This is a genomic window from Agromyces sp. NSFZ, from assembly GCF_056156205.1.
In genome coordinates this window covers 3358320-3373218 of the sequence record NZ_CM149585.1, presented here as the reverse complement: position 1 = coordinate 3373218, position 14899 = coordinate 3358320, and the positions used below count along the sequence as shown (strand labels likewise).

Sequence of the window (14899 nt, the reverse complement as noted above, 5' to 3'; positions counted from 1 at the left end):
CTTCGGCTGGCGCAGGGAGCGGCGGATCGGACCCGACGATGGGAGATTGGCGAAGACGCCGGTCGGCGCATCCGTTCGCCGTATGAGAGTCATCGGGCGCCCTCGTGAGAGGCCCTGCCCGGAAGCGTTTCTACGACGCAGGCGACGGTTCGATCGCGCCCTTCGACAGGCTCAGGGACCGACGCCGGTGTCCACTGTAGCGGATGCCCCTGAGGGAATGCCGTCAGCGCGGCATCCGCTCACCGACCGGGATGTCGTCGGCCAGGGTGTTGCCAGGCTGCGCGAGCGGGCACGACCACGACGGGTCGTAGGCGCACGAGGGGTTGTAGGCGAAGTTGAAGTCGATGACGAGCGAGTCGACCGGGCCGCCCGGGCCGAGGTCGGCGCCCTTCACGGTGTCGAGCAGGTAACGCCCACCGCCGTAGGTTCCGCCTGGTCGGCCGGCGAGGCCATCCTTCACGGGCAGGAAGAGCCCGCCGCCGTATCCGGCGAGCCGCCACACGTCGAGCGTGCCGAGCGCCGGCACGCGCACCGTGCCCACGAGCGCGAACGGTATCACGCCGTCGGACGCGCTGTCGACCGCGATGCGCACCGGCTCCTCCGCTCGGCGCACCTCGAGCTCGAATCGCCAGTCGGGGTCGTAGCGCGCGACCGTGAGTCCGGTGAATCGGGCCCGATCGTCGGGAAGGAGCGGCGACTGCGGATGTCCCGCGAACAGCTCGTCGCGCCCCGAGACCCAGAGTTCGTGGCCGGCGGCCGGGTCCTTCGCGCTGAGCTGCCGGACGCCCGCGTACAGGCCGAACACCCGCCGGCGCCAGTCGGCGAGCTGCAGGGAGCCGATCGAGTCGGTCACGCGGCGTCCGCCGCGCTCGCCGTGGCCGCGGCATCCGCGGTGCCGGGCGGGTCGTACGACCAGCCCGGAGCCAGCTGCCGGAGGCGCATGCCCCGCCACTGCCAGAACGCCCAGGTCGGATACCACGCGACGAGGTCGAGCGGACCCGCGTGCGCGATCAGCTGGTCGCGGTAGAGCGTGCGTCCGTCTGGGAGCTCGGAGACCGCCATGCGGTGGTCCCAGCGGTCGAAGATCGCGAGCGGTCCGGTGAGCGCGCCGCCCGCGTCGCGGAGCATGCGCACGCCCGTGGGCAGGCCGCCGGGATAGCTCACGTCGACGAGCTCCTCGCCCGCCGGCCAGCGGCGGAATGCGAGTGCGCGAACGCGGTGCGGTCCCTCGGACCAGACGGTCGGCAGGCCCTCCTCCTCGAGCGACGAGAAGTCGAGCCACGGGGCGACGACCTCCCGCAGCACGGCCGGACTCCGGAGCGCCCGCCACGCGGCATCCGGCGTGCAATCGAGCGTGAGTTTCAGCAGCACCCGCATGTGCCGAGGGTAGGACGAGCGGATGCCGGTGCCAAGCGCGTCCGGCGGATTCACGGGCTGCGGGACCGCGCTGGCATGCCGCGCGGAAACCCAGCCGCGGCCCACGGGCACGGCCTAGACTCCCGCTCATGGCCGACGGACTCTGGTGGTTGCCCTCCCTCCTCGTCTTCGGTGGGGCGGTCGTCGCGCTCGTCGCGGGCGCCGTGGGGCTCCGCCGCGTCGGCGCTCGTCGCGAGCGGGCCGCGCTCGACGCCGGGCGCGGGCTCGAGGTTCGGGCGAAGGGCCTCATCGTGCAGGCCGACACCGCCGTGCGCGAGGCCGATCGCGAGGTGGCGTTCGCCGAGGCGCAGTTCGGTGCCGCCGTCGCGCGCGAGGTTCGCGACGCACTCGAGACGGCGCGCGGCCGCCTGCGCGAGGCGTTCCTCCTGCAGCAGCGACTCGACGACGCCGAGCCCAACACGGCGGCGGAGCGTCAGCGCTGGTCGACGCGGATCGTCGAGCTGTGCGAGTCCGTGCTCGGTGAGATCGCCCGGGCGGATGCCGCCCTCGGCGCACGTCGCAGGGCGGAGCGCGGCGCGAGCGAGGGCGTGCCCGCGCTCCGCGAGGATGCCGCACGACTCGGTCGACGGCGCGACGAGGCGGTCGCCGCGCTCGGCCGGCTCGCCACGAGGTTCGCACCCGGCGCGCTCGCCGGCGCGCACGGGGCGGCGGCGCGCGTGGACTCGGCGCTCGCCGGGGCGGCGGCAGCACTCGACGAGGCCGAACGGCGGATCTCGCATTCGGACCCGGCCGCCGACCGGGTCGCCGTCGCGGCCGACGGCATCGCGCGCGCCGAGCGCGACCTCGCGGACATCGAGGGCGTCGAACTGGTGCTCGCAACGGCGCAGGCCGACGCCGCCGAATCGGCGGCCGCGCTCGACGCCGACCTCGCAGCGGCCCGTGAGGAGCGCGACCGCCAGGAGGATGCCGGAGCGCAGTCCGCGCTCGGCACCGCGATCGGCGACGCCTCTGCCGTGCTGGCCACGCGCGCGGAGCTCGCCGGCGACCCCTTCGCCGACCGCGACCGGCTGCGCGCGGCGCGTGACCGGCTCGAGGTGGCGCGAGCGGCGGCGCGGAACGCCCAGGGCCGGCTCGACGGCGCACGCGGCGCGCTCGGCGGCGCGATCGCCATCGCCGAGAGCCAGCTGCGCGTGGCGCACGCGGCCATCGAGCGGGGCGGCGGCCGCATCGGCGCCGACGCGCGTACGCGGCTCGCCGAGGCCGAGCGCCAGCTCGTCATCGCCCGCCAGGAGGCCGACCCCGTCATGGCGCTCGACGCCGCACGTCGCGCCGCGTCGCGCGCGAGCGACGCCGAGGCGCTCGCGAGGTACGACGCCATGGGCGACGGGCGGTAGGGCGGGTGGCGCGACGGGTGGCGCTTCCCGTCGGCGTCGATCGCCGCAGCGTCGCGGTTCGTCACGAACGGATGCCCCGGCTGCGTGCTCGGCGACGGCGGGGCTAGCCTGTCGCGGTGAGCGATTCGAGCGATACGACGACGCCCCTCGATCAGGCGAAGTACCAGGTCCGGTTCGACTGGGGCGCCGCGGGTGCCGGGCGGATCGTGCCGGGCGCGCACGTGGTCGTGCTCGTCGATGCACTGCTGTTCACGACCGAGGCGGTCGTGACCGCCGAGCAGGGCGGTGAGACGCGACTGGACGGCCCGGACGCCGCCGGGGCATCCGCCGCCGTCGATGCCGCGCACGCCGCCGCGGACCGCCGCCCGCTCGTGCTCGCCGCCTCGCTCCGCAACCGCGCCGCGGTCGCGGAGCGGATCCTCTCCCTGCAGGAGGAGCGCGGTGAGCGCATGCTCGTCGCGATCGTCGCGGTGGGCGAGGCGGACCGCCTCGCCATCGAGGACCAGCTCACCGCCGGCGCGGTCGTGGACGCGCTCGTCGCCCTCGGCGTCGACCACACCTCGCCCGAGGCGGCCGTGGCATCGGCGGCGTTCGAGGGGTTGCGCCGGGCGTTCGTGCACCTGATCGGCGCGTCGGGTTCGGGCGTCGAGCTCACGGCGGCCGGCCGCAAGTCGGAGGTGCGCCTCGCGACGCAGCTCGACATCACCCGGGTCGTGCCGGAGTTGCACGGCGACGTCTTCCGCGCCTAGCCTGCGCCGCGCCTCACACCACGCCGCTCAGGCGGCCGGCTCGACCACCTGCCGGGCGCGCGCCCGGTGCGCCCGCACCTTCGCCCGGTTGCCGCAGCGCTGCATCGAGCACCACCGGCGCGTCGCGGCCCGCGAGGTGTCGAGGTAGACGATCTCGCAGTCGTTCCCGCTGCACTCGCGGATGCGCCCGGCATTCGCGGGGTCGAAGAGGTCGACGGCGTCGCGCGCGATCGTCGAGAGCGCCTGGGCAACCGTCTGCACCGAGCGGCCGGCCTGGCGCGAGCCGCCGGCGAGCACCGGCGGGATGTCGGGGGTCGCCGCGTAGAGGTTCACGAGGTCGATGTCGCTCGTGCGCAGCGGCTCGCCGTGCGCGGCCGCCGTCGCCATGCGGCCGATGGCATCGCGCAGGGAGATGGCGTCGAACAGGTCGCGCGAGCGCGCGGTGCCGATGACGACCGGGAAGCGGTCGTGCAGCCACGCGGTCAGGTCGTCGGGCGCGTGCAACCGGTCCCACGCGGGGTTCCCGCCGATCGCGCCCGTGTACGCGAAGTCGAGTGCGAACGAGCCCGAGTCGAACCACCACCGCACGCCCTCGGTGGACGTGAACCACTGTCCGACGGGGATGGACACGGTGGAGACGGGCATGCAACCATCCTAGCCGGTTACGGATGCCCCGCACGCGCGTCCCGACCGGTGCATGCGCCCCGTGGCATGCGACGATCCGGCGGTATCGATCGCTCAGCCCGAGGCCGCGCTCGCGGCTCGGCGTCGCACCGCCGAGGTGATCTCGCGGTGGCGCCAGACGATGAGGTTGGCCCGATCGAACCCGCGTCGGCATACGCCGCAACTCAGGGGACGACTCGGTTCACGGTAGCGGAAATGCTCGTGCCCCGCCGGACACCGACCGACCCACGGCGCGAGCTCGTGCGCGACCTCGCCGTCGTGCGTCCGCTCGCCGACGTATCCGAGGTCGGCGGCGATCGTGGCCCACTTCGGACCGTGCCCGGCGCGCGGACCCGCGATGGCGTGCGCGACCTCGTGCAGGAGGATCTGGTGGATCTCGTCGTCGTCGTAGCGCGCGGCCAGGTAGCGCGAGACCGAGATGCGCTTGGCGGTGTAGTTGCAGAGTCCGGCGCGCTTCTTGGCGTTGTCGAAGCCGAAGCTCCAGACCTCCGCATCGAGATGCAGCACGATGAGGGCATCGGCCCATCGTCGAACCCGCTGCAGATCCGCCATGGGATGAGAATAGACCCGGCCACTGTCGTGCAGGGCCGGAATGACCCCCGAAGGGGGGCCGGGTGCCGTTCGCGCGCCGCAGCCCGCCGTTCGACGCCGTGGGCGGCGGGGCGCCGCCCCTCAGCGCGCGGCGAGCGGCACGCGGTAGAGCCGATCGTCGTCGCGGCCCGGGGATCCACGACCGTCGGTGTTGCTCGAGATGAACCACAGGTCGCCATCGGGGCCGGCGACCACATCGCGGAGCCGGCCGAGCTCGCCCGGGAACCAGGCCGTCGCCGAGAGCTCCCCGCCCGCGGTCGCCGGGGCGACCGACCAGAGGCGCTCGCCCCGCAGCGCCGCGAGGAACAGCGTGTCGCCCACGATCGCGAGGCCGCTCGGACTCGCCTCGTCGGTCGGCCATTGCACCACCGGATCGACGAACCGGGCATCGCCCGCCCGGCCCTCGACGACCGGCCATCCGTAGTTCGCCCCGCGCTCGATGCGGTTGAGCTCGTCCCACGCGTTCTGCCCGAACTCGGCGGCCCACATGCCGCCGGATGCATCCCACGCGATGCCCTGCGGATTCCGGTGCCCGAACGACCACGTGCGGTTGCCGAACGGATTGCCGGGCGCGGCCTGCCCCTCGGGGGTCATCCGCAGGATCTTGCCCGACAGTGAGGCCACGTCCTGCGCCGCGTCCCGGTTGCCGGCGTCGCCCGACGTCGCGTAGAGGAACCCGTCCGGCCCGAATGCGATCCGCCCGCCGTTGTGGTTGCCGGCCTTCGGGATGCCCGTGAGCACGTCCTCGGGCGAGCCGAGGCCGAGCGAGCCGGGAGCGCCCGTGAGCGGCATCCGCACGATGCGGTTGTCGGATGCCGCGGTGAAGTACGCGTAGACGCACGCCGGGTCCTGCCCGTGGCCCGGGCGGAACGCGAGTCCCAGGAGCCCGCCCTCGCCGGCCGGCACGACGCCGGCCACCGTCGCGGCGACGCGGAGCGAGCCGTCGTCGAGCACCTCGACGATGTCGGCGGTGTCGCGCTCGCTCACGAGCACCCCGCCCGTCGGCAGCCGGAGGATCGACCATGGCGCGTCGAGGCCCGCCGCGAGCGGCTCGGGCGCACCCGACGGCATCAGGACGGGCGGCGCGGCCGGCGTTGCGGCGGTCGACGGCAGAGCGGTCGACGGCACCGGCAGGGGGGTCGGCGTGGGCGCGGGTGCCGGGGTGCACGCGGCGAGCCCGCCGACCAACGCGAGCGCGACGGTGATCGTCGCCGAGGATGCCGCCCGCCGACGGGTCGCGCGACGTGGCGACCTCCCCGTGCTCGTGGTCTGCGGCATCCGGCCTCCCCGTCCTCAGTGTGCGCCGGGCGGCGGCAGAATGGGAACATGCGGCCTGCGATCGACCTCAACAGCGACCTCGGCGAGTCGTTCGGCGCATGGCGCGTCGGCGACGACGAGGCCATGTTCGGGGTCGTTACCAGCGCGAACATCGCGTGCGGCTACCACGCCGGCGACCCGCTCACCATGTCGTCCAGCGTGCGCCTCGCGATCCGGCACGGCGTCGTGCTCGGTGCGCACCCGGGCTACCGCGACCGGGTCGGCTTCGGCCGCCGCGCGCTCGACACGAGCCCGGCCGAGATCGCCGCGGAGTTCCTCGCGCAACTCGGCGCGCTCGACGCCATCGCCCGCGGTGCCGGCATCCGGGTCCGCTACGTCAAGGCGCACGGCGCGCTGTACCACCGGCTCGCCACCGACGAGCAGGCGGCGCACGCGTTCGCCGAGACCCTCGCCCGCTACGACGAGTCGCTGCCGATCCTCGGGCCGCCGTTCAGCGCACTGGAGCGCGCCGCGGATGCCACGGGCCTCCGCTACGCCCGCGAGGCGTTCGTCGACCGCGGCTACGTCGCCGACGGCTCGCTCGTGCCGCGCGGCGAGCTCGGCGCGGTCGTCGACGATCCGGCCGCGGCCGCCGACCGAGCGCTCGAGCTCGCCGAGACCGGCGGCATCACCGCCGACGACGGCAGCCGGCTCGAGCTCTCGCCCGACTCGCTCTGCATGCACGGCGACACCCCCGGCGCCGTCGAGCTCGCCAGGGCCGTGCGGGCCGCCCTCGAGACCGCCGGCGTCGAGATCCGGTCGTTCGCATGAGCCGCCGCCTGCTCCCGAGCGGTGAGTCGGCCCTCCTCGTCGAGTGCGACAGCCTCGAGGAAGTGCTCGCGCTCCACGACGCGCTCGAGGCCGCCCTTCGACAGGCTCGCGGACCGGAGGGCATCGTCGAGCTCGTGCCGGCGGCGCGGACCATCCTCGTGGCGATCGACCCCGGCGTGATCGCGCTCGAATCCGCGGCGACCTGGGTGCGACGCGTGCCGGCAGAGGCGGGCTCGCGCGCCGCCGGCGCCGCCGCCCGGCCCGTCACCATCCCCGTCGCATACGACGGCGAGGACCTCGCCACGACGGCGGCGCTCCTCGCCGTCTCGACCGAGGCGCTCGTCGCCCGCCACGTCGCCGCGGAATGGCGCGTGGCGTTCGTCGGCTTCGCGCCCGGATTCGGCTATCTCGTGAGCGACGACTGGCCCTTCGAGGTGCCGAGGCTCGGTGCCCCGCGCACGCGCGTGCCGCAGGGAGCCGTCGCACTGGCCGGGGCGTTCGCCGGCGTGTACCCGAGGCAGAGTCCCGGCGGCTGGCGCCTCATCGGCCGGACCTCCGTCGACCTCTGGAATCCCGAGGCCGACCCGCCCTCGCTCCTCGTGCCCGGTCGCCGGGTGCGCTTCGAGGCGATCGGCGTGGGATGACCCGCCTCCACGTCGAGCAGCCGGGGCCGCTGGCCGTCGTCGAGGACCTCGGGCGACCGGGTTTCGCGCGGCTCGGCGTCGCGGCATCCGGAGCCCTCGACCGTGGCGCCCTCGCCCTCGCGAACCGCCTCGTCGGCAATCCCGACGGCGCGGCGGCCCTCGAACTGCTCGTGGGCGGGTTCCGCGCGCGATTCGAGGGCGAGGCATGGTTCGCCGTGACCGGAGCGTGGGGGAGCCTCCGGCTCGATGGCCGGGCGATCGCACCGTACACCGCGGCCCGCGCGGCCGACGGGTCGGTGCTCGAAGTCGGCGTGGCCGAGCGCGGCATCCGGTACGTGCTCGCGGTGCGCGGCGGGCTCGACGTTCCGGCCGTGCTCGGCTCGCGCTCGCGCGACACGCTCGCGGGCATCGGACCCGATCCCGTGCAGGCCGGCGACGTGCTCGACCTCGGCGCGGCGCCCGTGGCATCCGTGCCCGTCGTCCAGCAGGTCGTCGCCTTCCCGCCGCCGGCGGGCACCGTGACGCTCGCGCTCCGGCCGGGTCCGAGGGCCGACTGGTTCACGGATGCCGCGCGGCAGGCGCTCTTCGACACCGAATGGCGGCTCTCGGAGCAGGCCGACCGCATCGGCGCGAGGCTCGTGGGCCCGGCGCTCGAACGGTCCACCGACGGGGAGCTCGAGAGCGAGGCGACGGTGCCCGGGTCGATCCAGGTCGCGAGCGGCGGCCAGCCGACCATCCTCCTCGCCGACCGGCCCGTGACCGGCGGGTACCCCGTGGTCGCCGTCGTGGCGCGCGGGTCGCTCGACGCCGTCGCGCAGCTCCGGCCGGGGCAGGGCGTGCGGTTCCGGCACGCGTGAGCCGTCCCGACCTCGTCGGGGAGTCGGGCGGGAGCGGGGCGGGGCGGATGCCTCAGGCGTCGGGCTTCGAGAGGAAGACCGAACGGGCCGGCGGCGGGGAGGGCACGGCCGTGGCATCCGTCACCACCGGCGCGCCCGCGATGAACCGCCGGAGCTCGTCGCCCTCGACGAGCTTCGCCGGGGCGGGGTCGCTCGCGAGGCGCCGCGGCAGCTCGGCGAACGGCAGCTCGTCGTTCGACGCGTACATGACCACGTTGCCGAACCGCCGACCCTTCAGCATCGACGTGTCGGCCGCGATCGCCACATGCGCGAAGACGTGGCCGAGGGTCGCCGCCTGCGGGCGCGCGAAGGCGAGGCCCGCGCCGTCGGCGACGTTCACGGCGACGATGCCGCCCGGCGCGAGTCGCGGGGCGATGAGCTCGTAGAACTCGATGCTCGTCACGTGCGCAGGGGTGCGCGCGCCCGAGAAGATGTCGACCACGACGACGTCGACCGCACCGTCGAGGCCGTGCGGCAGCTTCTGCAGCACCTCGCGCGCGTCGCCGTGCCGGACGCGCACCTGGGCACCGCGGGGGAGCGGCAGGTGCTCGCGCACGAGGTCGACGAGGTCGGACTCGAGCTCGACCACCTGCTGCCGCGAGCCCGGCCGCGTGGCGGCGACGTAGCGGGGAAGGGTGAGCGCGCCGCCGCCGAGGTGCACGGCCGTGATCGGCTCTCCCGGTGGGCGCACGAGGTCGATCGCGTGGCCGATGCGCCGCACGTACTCGAAGCCGAGCCAGTCGGGCCGGTCGAGCTCCACGTGCGACTGCGGCGTGCCGTCGACGTAGAGGGTCCACGATCCGGGCGACTGCCGCGACTCCTCGAGCCGGGCGAGGTGGCCGCTCACGGCGAGGCGGCGTTCGAGCGAGGGGTCGGATGACGCGGCGGGCACGCATGCCACGCTACCCGGCGCCTCGCCTCACGCCTCACGCGTCACGCGTCACGCCTCACCCGCGAGGCGGGGCGAGCGTTCGGGTCAGCACGCGTTCCAGAGCGCGGCGTCCAGGCGGTGCCCGGTGAGCACGGTCGCGGGGAACGGGCCGGCGGTGCCGAGCCGCTCCTCGAGTCCGTCGGGCAGGCCGGACGGTGCGGCCACGAGGATCGCGTTGCCCTCCTCGGCTCCCGACAGCACGCCCGTGTCTCCCGCCACGAGGAGGTCGGCGGCCGGGTCAGCGCGGGCGAGGGCGCGGGTCTGCGCCCGCATGCGGCGCAGGCCCGCGGCGTCGGCCACGTTCACGACCACGAGTCCGCCGGGAGCGAGGAGGCCGAGGCATCCGGCCATGAACGACACCTCATCGACGAACTCGGGTGCGTCGAGCCGCGAGTAGAGGTCGACGACCACGACGTCGAGCGGTGGAGGCGACGACCTCGTGGCGAGCATCACGAGCGCATCGCGCGCGTCCGCGATGAGCACCTCGATGCCGGATGCCTCGGGCAGGGGCAGGCGCGCGAGCACCGTGTCGATGAGCTCGGCGTCGTGGTCGACGACCACCTGCGTCGAGCCGGGACGGGTTGCCGCGACGTAACGGGGGAGCGTGAGCGCGCCGCCGCCGAGGTGCACCGCCGTGATCGGCTCGCCGGCGGGGCGCATGGCGTCGAGCACGTGGCCGATGCGCCGCACGTACTCGAAGAACAGCCGCCGGGGTTCGGTGGGGTCGACGTGGGATTGCGCCGTCCCGTCGACGAGGAGCGTGAGGCCGGACGACGAGAACACCTCGGGCTCGAACTCGATGTGCGGCTGGGTCATTCGTGCATCGTGCCACGTTCGCCGTGCCGTGACGGAATCCGTGGTGGCCGGACGGCGAGCAATCGCTACTCAGGTGCTCCCACGCGGCATCCGGCCATGATCCGATGGGACGCACGAGGAGGACGAATGCCCGAGATCTACGACCAGGTGGGCGGACCCGACGGCATGCGCGCGGCGGTCACCGTCTTCTACGACCGGGTCGTCGCCGACGAGCAGCTCTCGCCGTGGTTCGAGGGCGTGGACCTCGAGCGGCAGAAGGCGCACCAGCGCGCGTTCCTGGCGGCGGCGTTCGGCGGGCCGCAGCTGTTCTCGGGGCGGAGCCTGCGGGACGCGCACGCCGGCATGGAGATCACGGATGCCGCGTTCGACCGCATCGTGTCCACGCTGCTCACGAGCCTCGCCGACCTCGGCGTCGAGAACGTCGCGGTCGCGGCGTCGGCGAGCGGCTGGAGCAGGCACGAGGGGACATCGTCACGATCCGCTGAACGGGGGCCGTCAGACGCGCAGCTCGTGGCGCCCGCGGATGCCGAGCTTGGCGTACGTGGACTGCAGGTGGTTGTTCACCGTGCGCGGCGAGAGGAACAGCCGCGTCGCGATCTCGTTGGAGCTGAGACCCTGGGCCGCGAGCGACGCGATCTCGCGCTCCCGCGGGGTCAGCGGCTCGGCGCCCTCCGCGAACAGGAGGAGCGGTGTGCGCGCCCCCTCGCACGCCGCCGCGAGCGACGCCGAGTGCTGCAGGTCCGCGGTGGCCTCGCGTCCACGACCCGCGGCTCGTGCCGCCTGCCCGACAGGGGCGGCACTCGCGGTGAGCATCGTGCCCGGGCTTCCCGACTCCGTCCGCGTCGAGTGGAACGGATGACCCGAGCTGCAGCACACCGGGCGACGCCCCCGCCGACCATTCGGCGGGGGCGTTCCCCGTCGGTGGACGTCGCGCACGAGGCATCCGCTCGACGCCGAACCGCGCGTCAGCGCGGGTTTCGGGGTCGCGCCGCCCCGGGTTATACCCGAGATTCGCGAAGAGGTCAAGATTCGACTGGACACAGCGCGTCGCGCGGCATATAGTTAACCTTTGCGCTCCCAGACCCACCATGCCTTCATATTGCGGTCGGCTTTGCGTGCCGGGGGAACTTCCCTCGAGCACTTGCATACGTCTGAGGGGTACCACTCTCCGCTACCGACAGTGAACCGGCCCGACGGGGCCGATGGAGGTTATTCACTTGGCTGCTGCGCGTAACGCGACCACGCCCACCCCCAAGAACGGACGCGGTGCAAGCCGCCTCTCGTTCGCAAAGGTCACCGACACCCTCACCGTACCCGATCTGCTGGCCCTCCAGACGGAGAGCTTCGATTGGCTGGTCGGCAACGACGCGTGGAAGGCGCGCGTCGAGGCTGCCGTGGAGGCCGGCCGGCAGGACCTGCCCGAGAGCACCGGCCTCGAGGAGATCTTCGAGGAGATCTCGCCCATCGAGGACCTCGGCGAGACCATGCAGCTCTCGTTCACCAACCCCGAGCTCGAGCCGCCGAAGTACACGATCGACGAGTGCAAGGAGAAGGGCAAGACCTACTCCGCTCCGCTGTACGTCAACGCGGAGTTCATGAACCACCTCACGGGTGAGATCAAGACCCAGACGGTCTTCATGGGCGACTTCCCCCTGATGACCCCGAAGGGCACCTTCGTCATCAACGGCACCGAGCGCGTCGTCGTGTCGCAGCTCGTCCGTTCGCCCGGCGTCTACTTCGAGCGCACCCCCGAGAAGACGAGTGACAAGGACATCTACTCGGCGCGCGTCATCCCGAGCCGCGGTGCCTGGCTCGAGTTCGAGATCGACAAGCGCGACCAGGTCGGCGTGCGCATCGACCGCAAGCGCAAGCAGTCGGTGACCGTCTTCCTCAAGGCGCTCGGCCTCACGAGCGAGGAGATCCTCGAGGAGTTCGCCGGCTACGAGTCGATCGCGCTCACCCTCGAGAAGGACAACATCCTCACCAAGGAGGAGGCGCTCAAGGACATCTACCGCAAGCTCCGTCCGGGCGAGCAGGTGGCCGCCGAGGCCGCGCGTGCGCTCCTCGACAACTTCTACTTCAACCCGAAGCGCTACGACCTCGCCAAGGTCGGCCGGTACAAGATCAACAACAAGCTCGGCCTCGAGGCGCCGCTCACCGACTCGGTGCTCACGGTCCAGGACATCGTCGCCACGATCAAGTACCTCGTCGCCCTCCACGACGAGCGCACCACGATCGCGGGCCGTCGCGGTGGCAAGGACGTCGAGATCCGCCTCGACGTCGACGACATCGACAACTTCGGCAACCGTCGCATCCGTGCGGTCGGCGAGCTCATCCAGAACCAGGTCCGCACCGGCCTCAGCCGCATGGAGCGCGTCGTGCGTGAGCGCATGACCACGCAGGACATCGAGGCGATCACGCCGCAGACTCTGATCAACGTGCGACCCGTCGTCGCCGCGATCAAGGAGTTCTTCGGCACCTCGCAGCTGTCGCAGTTCATGGACCAGAACAACCCGCTCGCGGGCCTGACCCACAAGCGCCGCCTCTCGGCGCTCGGCCCCGGCGGTCTCTCGCGCGACCGCGCGGGCGTCGAGGTCCGTGACGTGCACCCCTCGCACTACGGCCGCATGTGCCCGATCGAGACGCCGGAAGGCCCGAACATCGGCCTCATCGGCTCGCTCGCGTCGTTCGCGCGCATCAACTCGTTCGGCTTCATCGAGACGCCGTACCGCCGGGTCGTGAACGGCAAGGTCACCGAGCAGATCGACTACCTCACCGCGATGGAGGAGGACGACTACATCGTCGCCCAGGCCAACGCGCCGCTGAAGGCCGACGGTCACTTCCAGGAGGAGCGCGTCCTCGCCCGCAAGAAGGGCGGCGAGGTCGACCTGTTCCCCGCCGACGAGATCGGCTACATGGATGTCTCGCCGCGCCAGATGGTGTCGGTGGCGACCTCGCTCATCCCGTTCCTCGAGCACGACGACGCGAACCGCGCCCTCATGGGTGCGAACATGCAGCGCCAGGCCGTGCCGCTGCTGCGCAGCGACTCGCCGTTCGTCGGCACGGGCATGGAGGGTTACGCGGCCGTCGACGCCGGTGACGTGATCACCGCCGACAAGGCGGGCGTCGTCGCCGAGGTCTCGGCCGACTCCGTGACCATCCAGCTCGACGAGGGCGGCACGCAGACGTACTACCTGCGCAAGTTCGACCGCTCCAACCAGGGCACGTCGTACAACAACCGCGTCATCGTCTCGGCGGGCGACCGCATCGAGGCCGGCGAGGTCGTCGCCGACGGTCCCGCGACCGACAACGGCGAGCTCGCGCTCGGCAAGAACCTGCTCGTCGCATTCATGCCGTGGGAGGGTCACAACTTCGAGGACGCGATCATCCTCAGCCAGAACCTCGTGAAGGACGACGTGCTCTCGTCGATCCACATCGAGGAGTACGAGGTGGATGCCCGCGACACGAAGCTCGGCAAGGAGGAGATCACGCGTGATCTCCCCAACGTCAGCCCCGACCTGCTCGCCGACCTCGACGAGCGCGGCATCATCCGCATCGGCGCCGAGGTGCGCCCCGGCGACATCCTCGTCGGCAAGGTCACGCCGAAGGGCGAGACCGAGCTCTCGGCCGAGGAGCGCCTGCTCCGCGCGATCTTCAACGAGAAGAGCCGCGAGGTGCGCGACACGTCACTGAAGGTCCCCCACGGTGAGCAGGGCACGATCATCGGCGTCAAGGTGTTCGACGCGCAGGACGGCGACGACGAGCTCGGCTCGGGCGTCAACCAGCGCGTGGTCGTCTACATCGCCCAGAAGCGCAAGATCACCGAGGGCGACAAGCTCGCCGGTCGTCACGGCAACAAGGGCGTCATCTCGAAGATCCTGCCGGTCGAGGACATGCCGTTCCTCGCCGACGGAACGCCGGTCGACGTGATCCTCAACCCGCTCGGCATCCCCGGCCGCATGAACTTCGGCCAGGTGCTGGAGACCCACCTCGGCTGGGTCGCCAAGCAGGGCTGGAAGGTCGAGGGCAACCCGGCGTGGGCCAAGAAGCTCCCGAAGGACGCCCACGAGGCCGCCCCCGGCACCAAGGTCGCGACCCCGGTGTTCGACGGCGCCCTCGAGGAGGAGATCGCGGGCCTGCTCGACTCGACGCTGCCCAACCGCGACGGCGAGCGCCTCATCGACTCCAGCGGCAAGACGCAGCTGTTCGACGGGCGCTCGGGCGAGCCGTTCCCGTACCCGGTCTCGGTCGGCTACATGTACATCCTGAAGCTGCACCACCTCGTGGACGACAAGATCCACGCGCGCTCCACCGGCCCGTACTCGATGATCACCCAGCAGCCGCTCGGTGGAAAGGCGCAGTTCGGCGGCCAGCGCTTCGGTGAGATGGAGGTGTGGGCCCTCGAGGCCTACGGCGCCGCCTACGCGCTGCAGGAGCTCCTCACGATCAAGTCCGACGACATCCTCGGCCGCGTCAAGGTGTACGAGGCCATCGTCAAGGGCGAGAACATCCAGGAGCCCGGCATCCCCGAGTCCTTCAAGGTGCTCATGAAGGAGATGCAGTCGCTCTGCCTGAACGTCGAGGTGCTCTCGGCCGACGGCACCGCGGTGAGCCTGCGCGACACCGATGACGAGGCCTTCCGCGCTGCGGAGGAGCTCGGCATCAACATCTCCGCGCGCTTCGAGTCGTCGAACATCGACGAGATCTGAACCCGGCCAGAACGACGACT

Annotated in this window: 14 protein-coding genes and 1 pseudogene; 7 read left to right on the top strand and 8 right to left on the bottom strand. The window is 72.6% G+C overall.

What is annotated here, in order from left to right:
* Positions 1 to 223: 223 nt before the first annotated feature.
* Both ACVFI9_RS15985 and ACVFI9_RS15980 read right to left on the bottom strand, forming a co-directional pair.
* Positions 224 to 853 carry a DUF1684 domain-containing protein gene (locus ACVFI9_RS15985; RefSeq protein WP_474763174.1) on the bottom strand — a complete coding sequence of 210 codons (630 nt, stop codon included), beginning with the start codon at positions 851 to 853 and terminating at the stop codon, positions 224 to 226.
* Positions 850 to 1377 carry a hypothetical protein gene (locus ACVFI9_RS15980; protein WP_474763173.1) on the bottom strand — a complete coding sequence of 176 codons (528 nt, stop codon included), beginning with the start codon at positions 1375 to 1377 and terminating at the stop codon, positions 850 to 852. The genes ACVFI9_RS15985 and ACVFI9_RS15980 overlap by 4 nt, the downstream gene beginning before the upstream one ends.
* A gap of 128 nt (positions 1378 to 1505) precedes the next feature.
* Here ACVFI9_RS15980 and ACVFI9_RS15975 point away from each other — a divergent pair, with 128 nt between their 5' ends.
* Together ACVFI9_RS15975 and ACVFI9_RS15970 are read left to right on the top strand one after the other, a co-directional pair.
* Positions 1506 to 2771 carry a coiled-coil domain-containing protein gene (locus tag ACVFI9_RS15975; protein ID WP_474763172.1) on the top strand — a complete coding sequence of 422 codons (1266 nt, stop codon included), beginning with the start codon at positions 1506 to 1508 and terminating at the stop codon, positions 2769 to 2771.
* A gap of 116 nt (positions 2772 to 2887) precedes the next feature.
* The gene (locus tag ACVFI9_RS15970; RefSeq protein WP_474763171.1) at positions 2888 to 3520 is read left to right on the top strand and encodes a 2-phosphosulfolactate phosphatase; all 633 of its coding nucleotides are present in this window, start codon (positions 2888 to 2890) and stop codon (positions 3518 to 3520) included.
* A 27-nt stretch (positions 3521 to 3547) separates the two neighbouring features.
* On the opposite strand, the gene ACVFI9_RS15965 is transcribed toward ACVFI9_RS15970, so the two are convergent.
* The 3 genes from ACVFI9_RS15965 to ACVFI9_RS15955 form a co-directional block, all read right to left on the bottom strand.
* Positions 3548 to 4165, bottom strand: coding sequence for a CGNR zinc finger domain-containing protein (locus tag ACVFI9_RS15965; RefSeq protein WP_474763170.1), 618 nt, complete (start codon positions 4163 to 4165; stop codon positions 3548 to 3550).
* Positions 4166 to 4258: 93 nt separating this feature from the next.
* Complete coding sequence (locus ACVFI9_RS15960; RefSeq protein WP_474763169.1) at positions 4259 to 4756, bottom strand: SprT-like domain-containing protein; 498 nt, start codon at positions 4754 to 4756, stop codon at positions 4259 to 4261.
* 120 nt (positions 4757 to 4876) lie between these two features.
* The gene (locus ACVFI9_RS15955; RefSeq protein ID WP_474763168.1) at positions 4877 to 6073 is read right to left on the bottom strand and encodes a PQQ-dependent sugar dehydrogenase; all 1197 of its coding nucleotides are present in this window, start codon (positions 6071 to 6073) and stop codon (positions 4877 to 4879) included.
* A 48-nt stretch (positions 6074 to 6121) separates the two neighbouring features.
* On the opposite strand from ACVFI9_RS15955, the gene ACVFI9_RS15950 reads away from it, so the two are divergent.
* Genes ACVFI9_RS15950 through ACVFI9_RS15940 form a run of 3 tightly spaced genes read left to right on the top strand, consistent with a single transcriptional unit; the run spans position 6122 to position 8384 of the window.
* On the top strand, positions 6122 to 6883 hold the full coding sequence (locus ACVFI9_RS15950; protein WP_474763167.1) for a LamB/YcsF family protein: 762 nt from the start codon (positions 6122 to 6124) through the stop codon (positions 6881 to 6883).
* Complete coding sequence (locus ACVFI9_RS15945; protein ID WP_474763166.1) at positions 6880 to 7527, top strand: 5-oxoprolinase subunit B family protein; 648 nt, start codon at positions 6880 to 6882, stop codon at positions 7525 to 7527. Before ACVFI9_RS15950 ends, ACVFI9_RS15945 begins: the two co-directional genes overlap by 4 nt.
* Entirely contained in the window at positions 7524 to 8384 is an 861-nt protein-coding gene (locus tag ACVFI9_RS15940) for a 5-oxoprolinase subunit C family protein (protein ID WP_474763165.1), read from the top strand. The genes ACVFI9_RS15945 and ACVFI9_RS15940 overlap by 4 nt, the downstream gene beginning before the upstream one ends.
* A 52-nt stretch (positions 8385 to 8436) precedes the next feature.
* On the opposite strand, the gene ACVFI9_RS15935 is transcribed toward ACVFI9_RS15940, so the two are convergent.
* Together ACVFI9_RS15935 and ACVFI9_RS15930 are read right to left on the bottom strand one after the other, a co-directional pair.
* On the bottom strand, positions 8437 to 9315 hold the full coding sequence (locus ACVFI9_RS15935; RefSeq protein WP_474763164.1) for a spermidine synthase: 879 nt from the start codon (positions 9313 to 9315) through the stop codon (positions 8437 to 8439).
* Between the two features lie 84 nt (positions 9316 to 9399).
* The gene (locus ACVFI9_RS15930) at positions 9400 to 10170 is read right to left on the bottom strand and encodes a spermidine synthase (protein ID WP_474763163.1); all 771 of its coding nucleotides are present in this window, start codon (positions 10168 to 10170) and stop codon (positions 9400 to 9402) included.
* Positions 10171 to 10266: 96 nt separating this feature from the next.
* Here ACVFI9_RS15930 and ACVFI9_RS15925 point away from each other — a divergent pair.
* Positions 10267 to 10530 (top strand): annotated as a pseudogene (locus ACVFI9_RS15925) (group I truncated hemoglobin); the annotation flags it as partial.
* Positions 10531 to 10665: 135 nt separating this feature from the next.
* Here the strand turns inward: ACVFI9_RS15925 and ACVFI9_RS15920 are convergent.
* Positions 10666 to 10983: a LuxR C-terminal-related transcriptional regulator gene (locus ACVFI9_RS15920; protein ID WP_474763162.1), complete on the bottom strand. Its 318-nt coding sequence runs from the start codon at positions 10981 to 10983 to the stop codon at positions 10666 to 10668.
* 404 nt (positions 10984 to 11387) lie between these two features.
* On the opposite strand from ACVFI9_RS15920, the gene rpoB reads away from it, so the two are divergent.
* A complete protein-coding gene (gene rpoB / locus ACVFI9_RS15915; protein ID WP_474763161.1) occupies positions 11388 to 14879 on the top strand; it encodes a DNA-directed RNA polymerase subunit beta in 3492 nt (1163 codons plus the stop codon).
* Positions 14880 to 14899: the final 20 nt, after the last annotated feature.

Bases quoted from the DNA above. Each gene is read 5' to 3' on its own strand.
- ACVFI9_RS15960 (WP_474763169.1), bottom strand. From the start codon at position 4,756: ATGGCGGATCTGCAGCGGGTTCGACGATGGGCCGATGCCCTCATCGTG.
- ACVFI9_RS15975 (WP_474763172.1), top strand. From the start codon at position 1,506: ATGGCCGACGGACTCTGGTGGTTGCCCTCCCTCCTCGTCTTCGGTGGG.
- ACVFI9_RS15950 (WP_474763167.1), top strand. From the start codon at position 6,122: ATGCGGCCTGCGATCGACCTCAACAGCGACCTCGGCGAGTCGTTCGGC.
- ACVFI9_RS15965 (WP_474763170.1), bottom strand. From the start codon at position 4,165: ATGCCCGTCTCCACCGTGTCCATCCCCGTCGGACAGTGGTTCACGTCC.
- ACVFI9_RS15920 (WP_474763162.1), bottom strand. From the start codon at position 10,983: ATGCTCACCGCGAGTGCCGCCCCTGTCGGGCAGGCGGCACGAGCCGCG.
- ACVFI9_RS15945 (WP_474763166.1), top strand. From the start codon at position 6,880: ATGAGCCGCCGCCTGCTCCCGAGCGGTGAGTCGGCCCTCCTCGTCGAG.
- ACVFI9_RS15955 (WP_474763168.1), bottom strand. From the start codon at position 6,073: ATGCCGCAGACCACGAGCACGGGGAGGTCGCCACGTCGCGCGACCCGT.
- ACVFI9_RS15980 (WP_474763173.1), bottom strand. From the start codon at position 1,377: ATGCGGGTGCTGCTGAAACTCACGCTCGATTGCACGCCGGATGCCGCG.
- ACVFI9_RS15940 (WP_474763165.1), top strand. From the start codon at position 7,524: ATGACCCGCCTCCACGTCGAGCAGCCGGGGCCGCTGGCCGTCGTCGAG.
- ACVFI9_RS15930 (WP_474763163.1), bottom strand. From the start codon at position 10,170: ATGACCCAGCCGCACATCGAGTTCGAGCCCGAGGTGTTCTCGTCGTCC.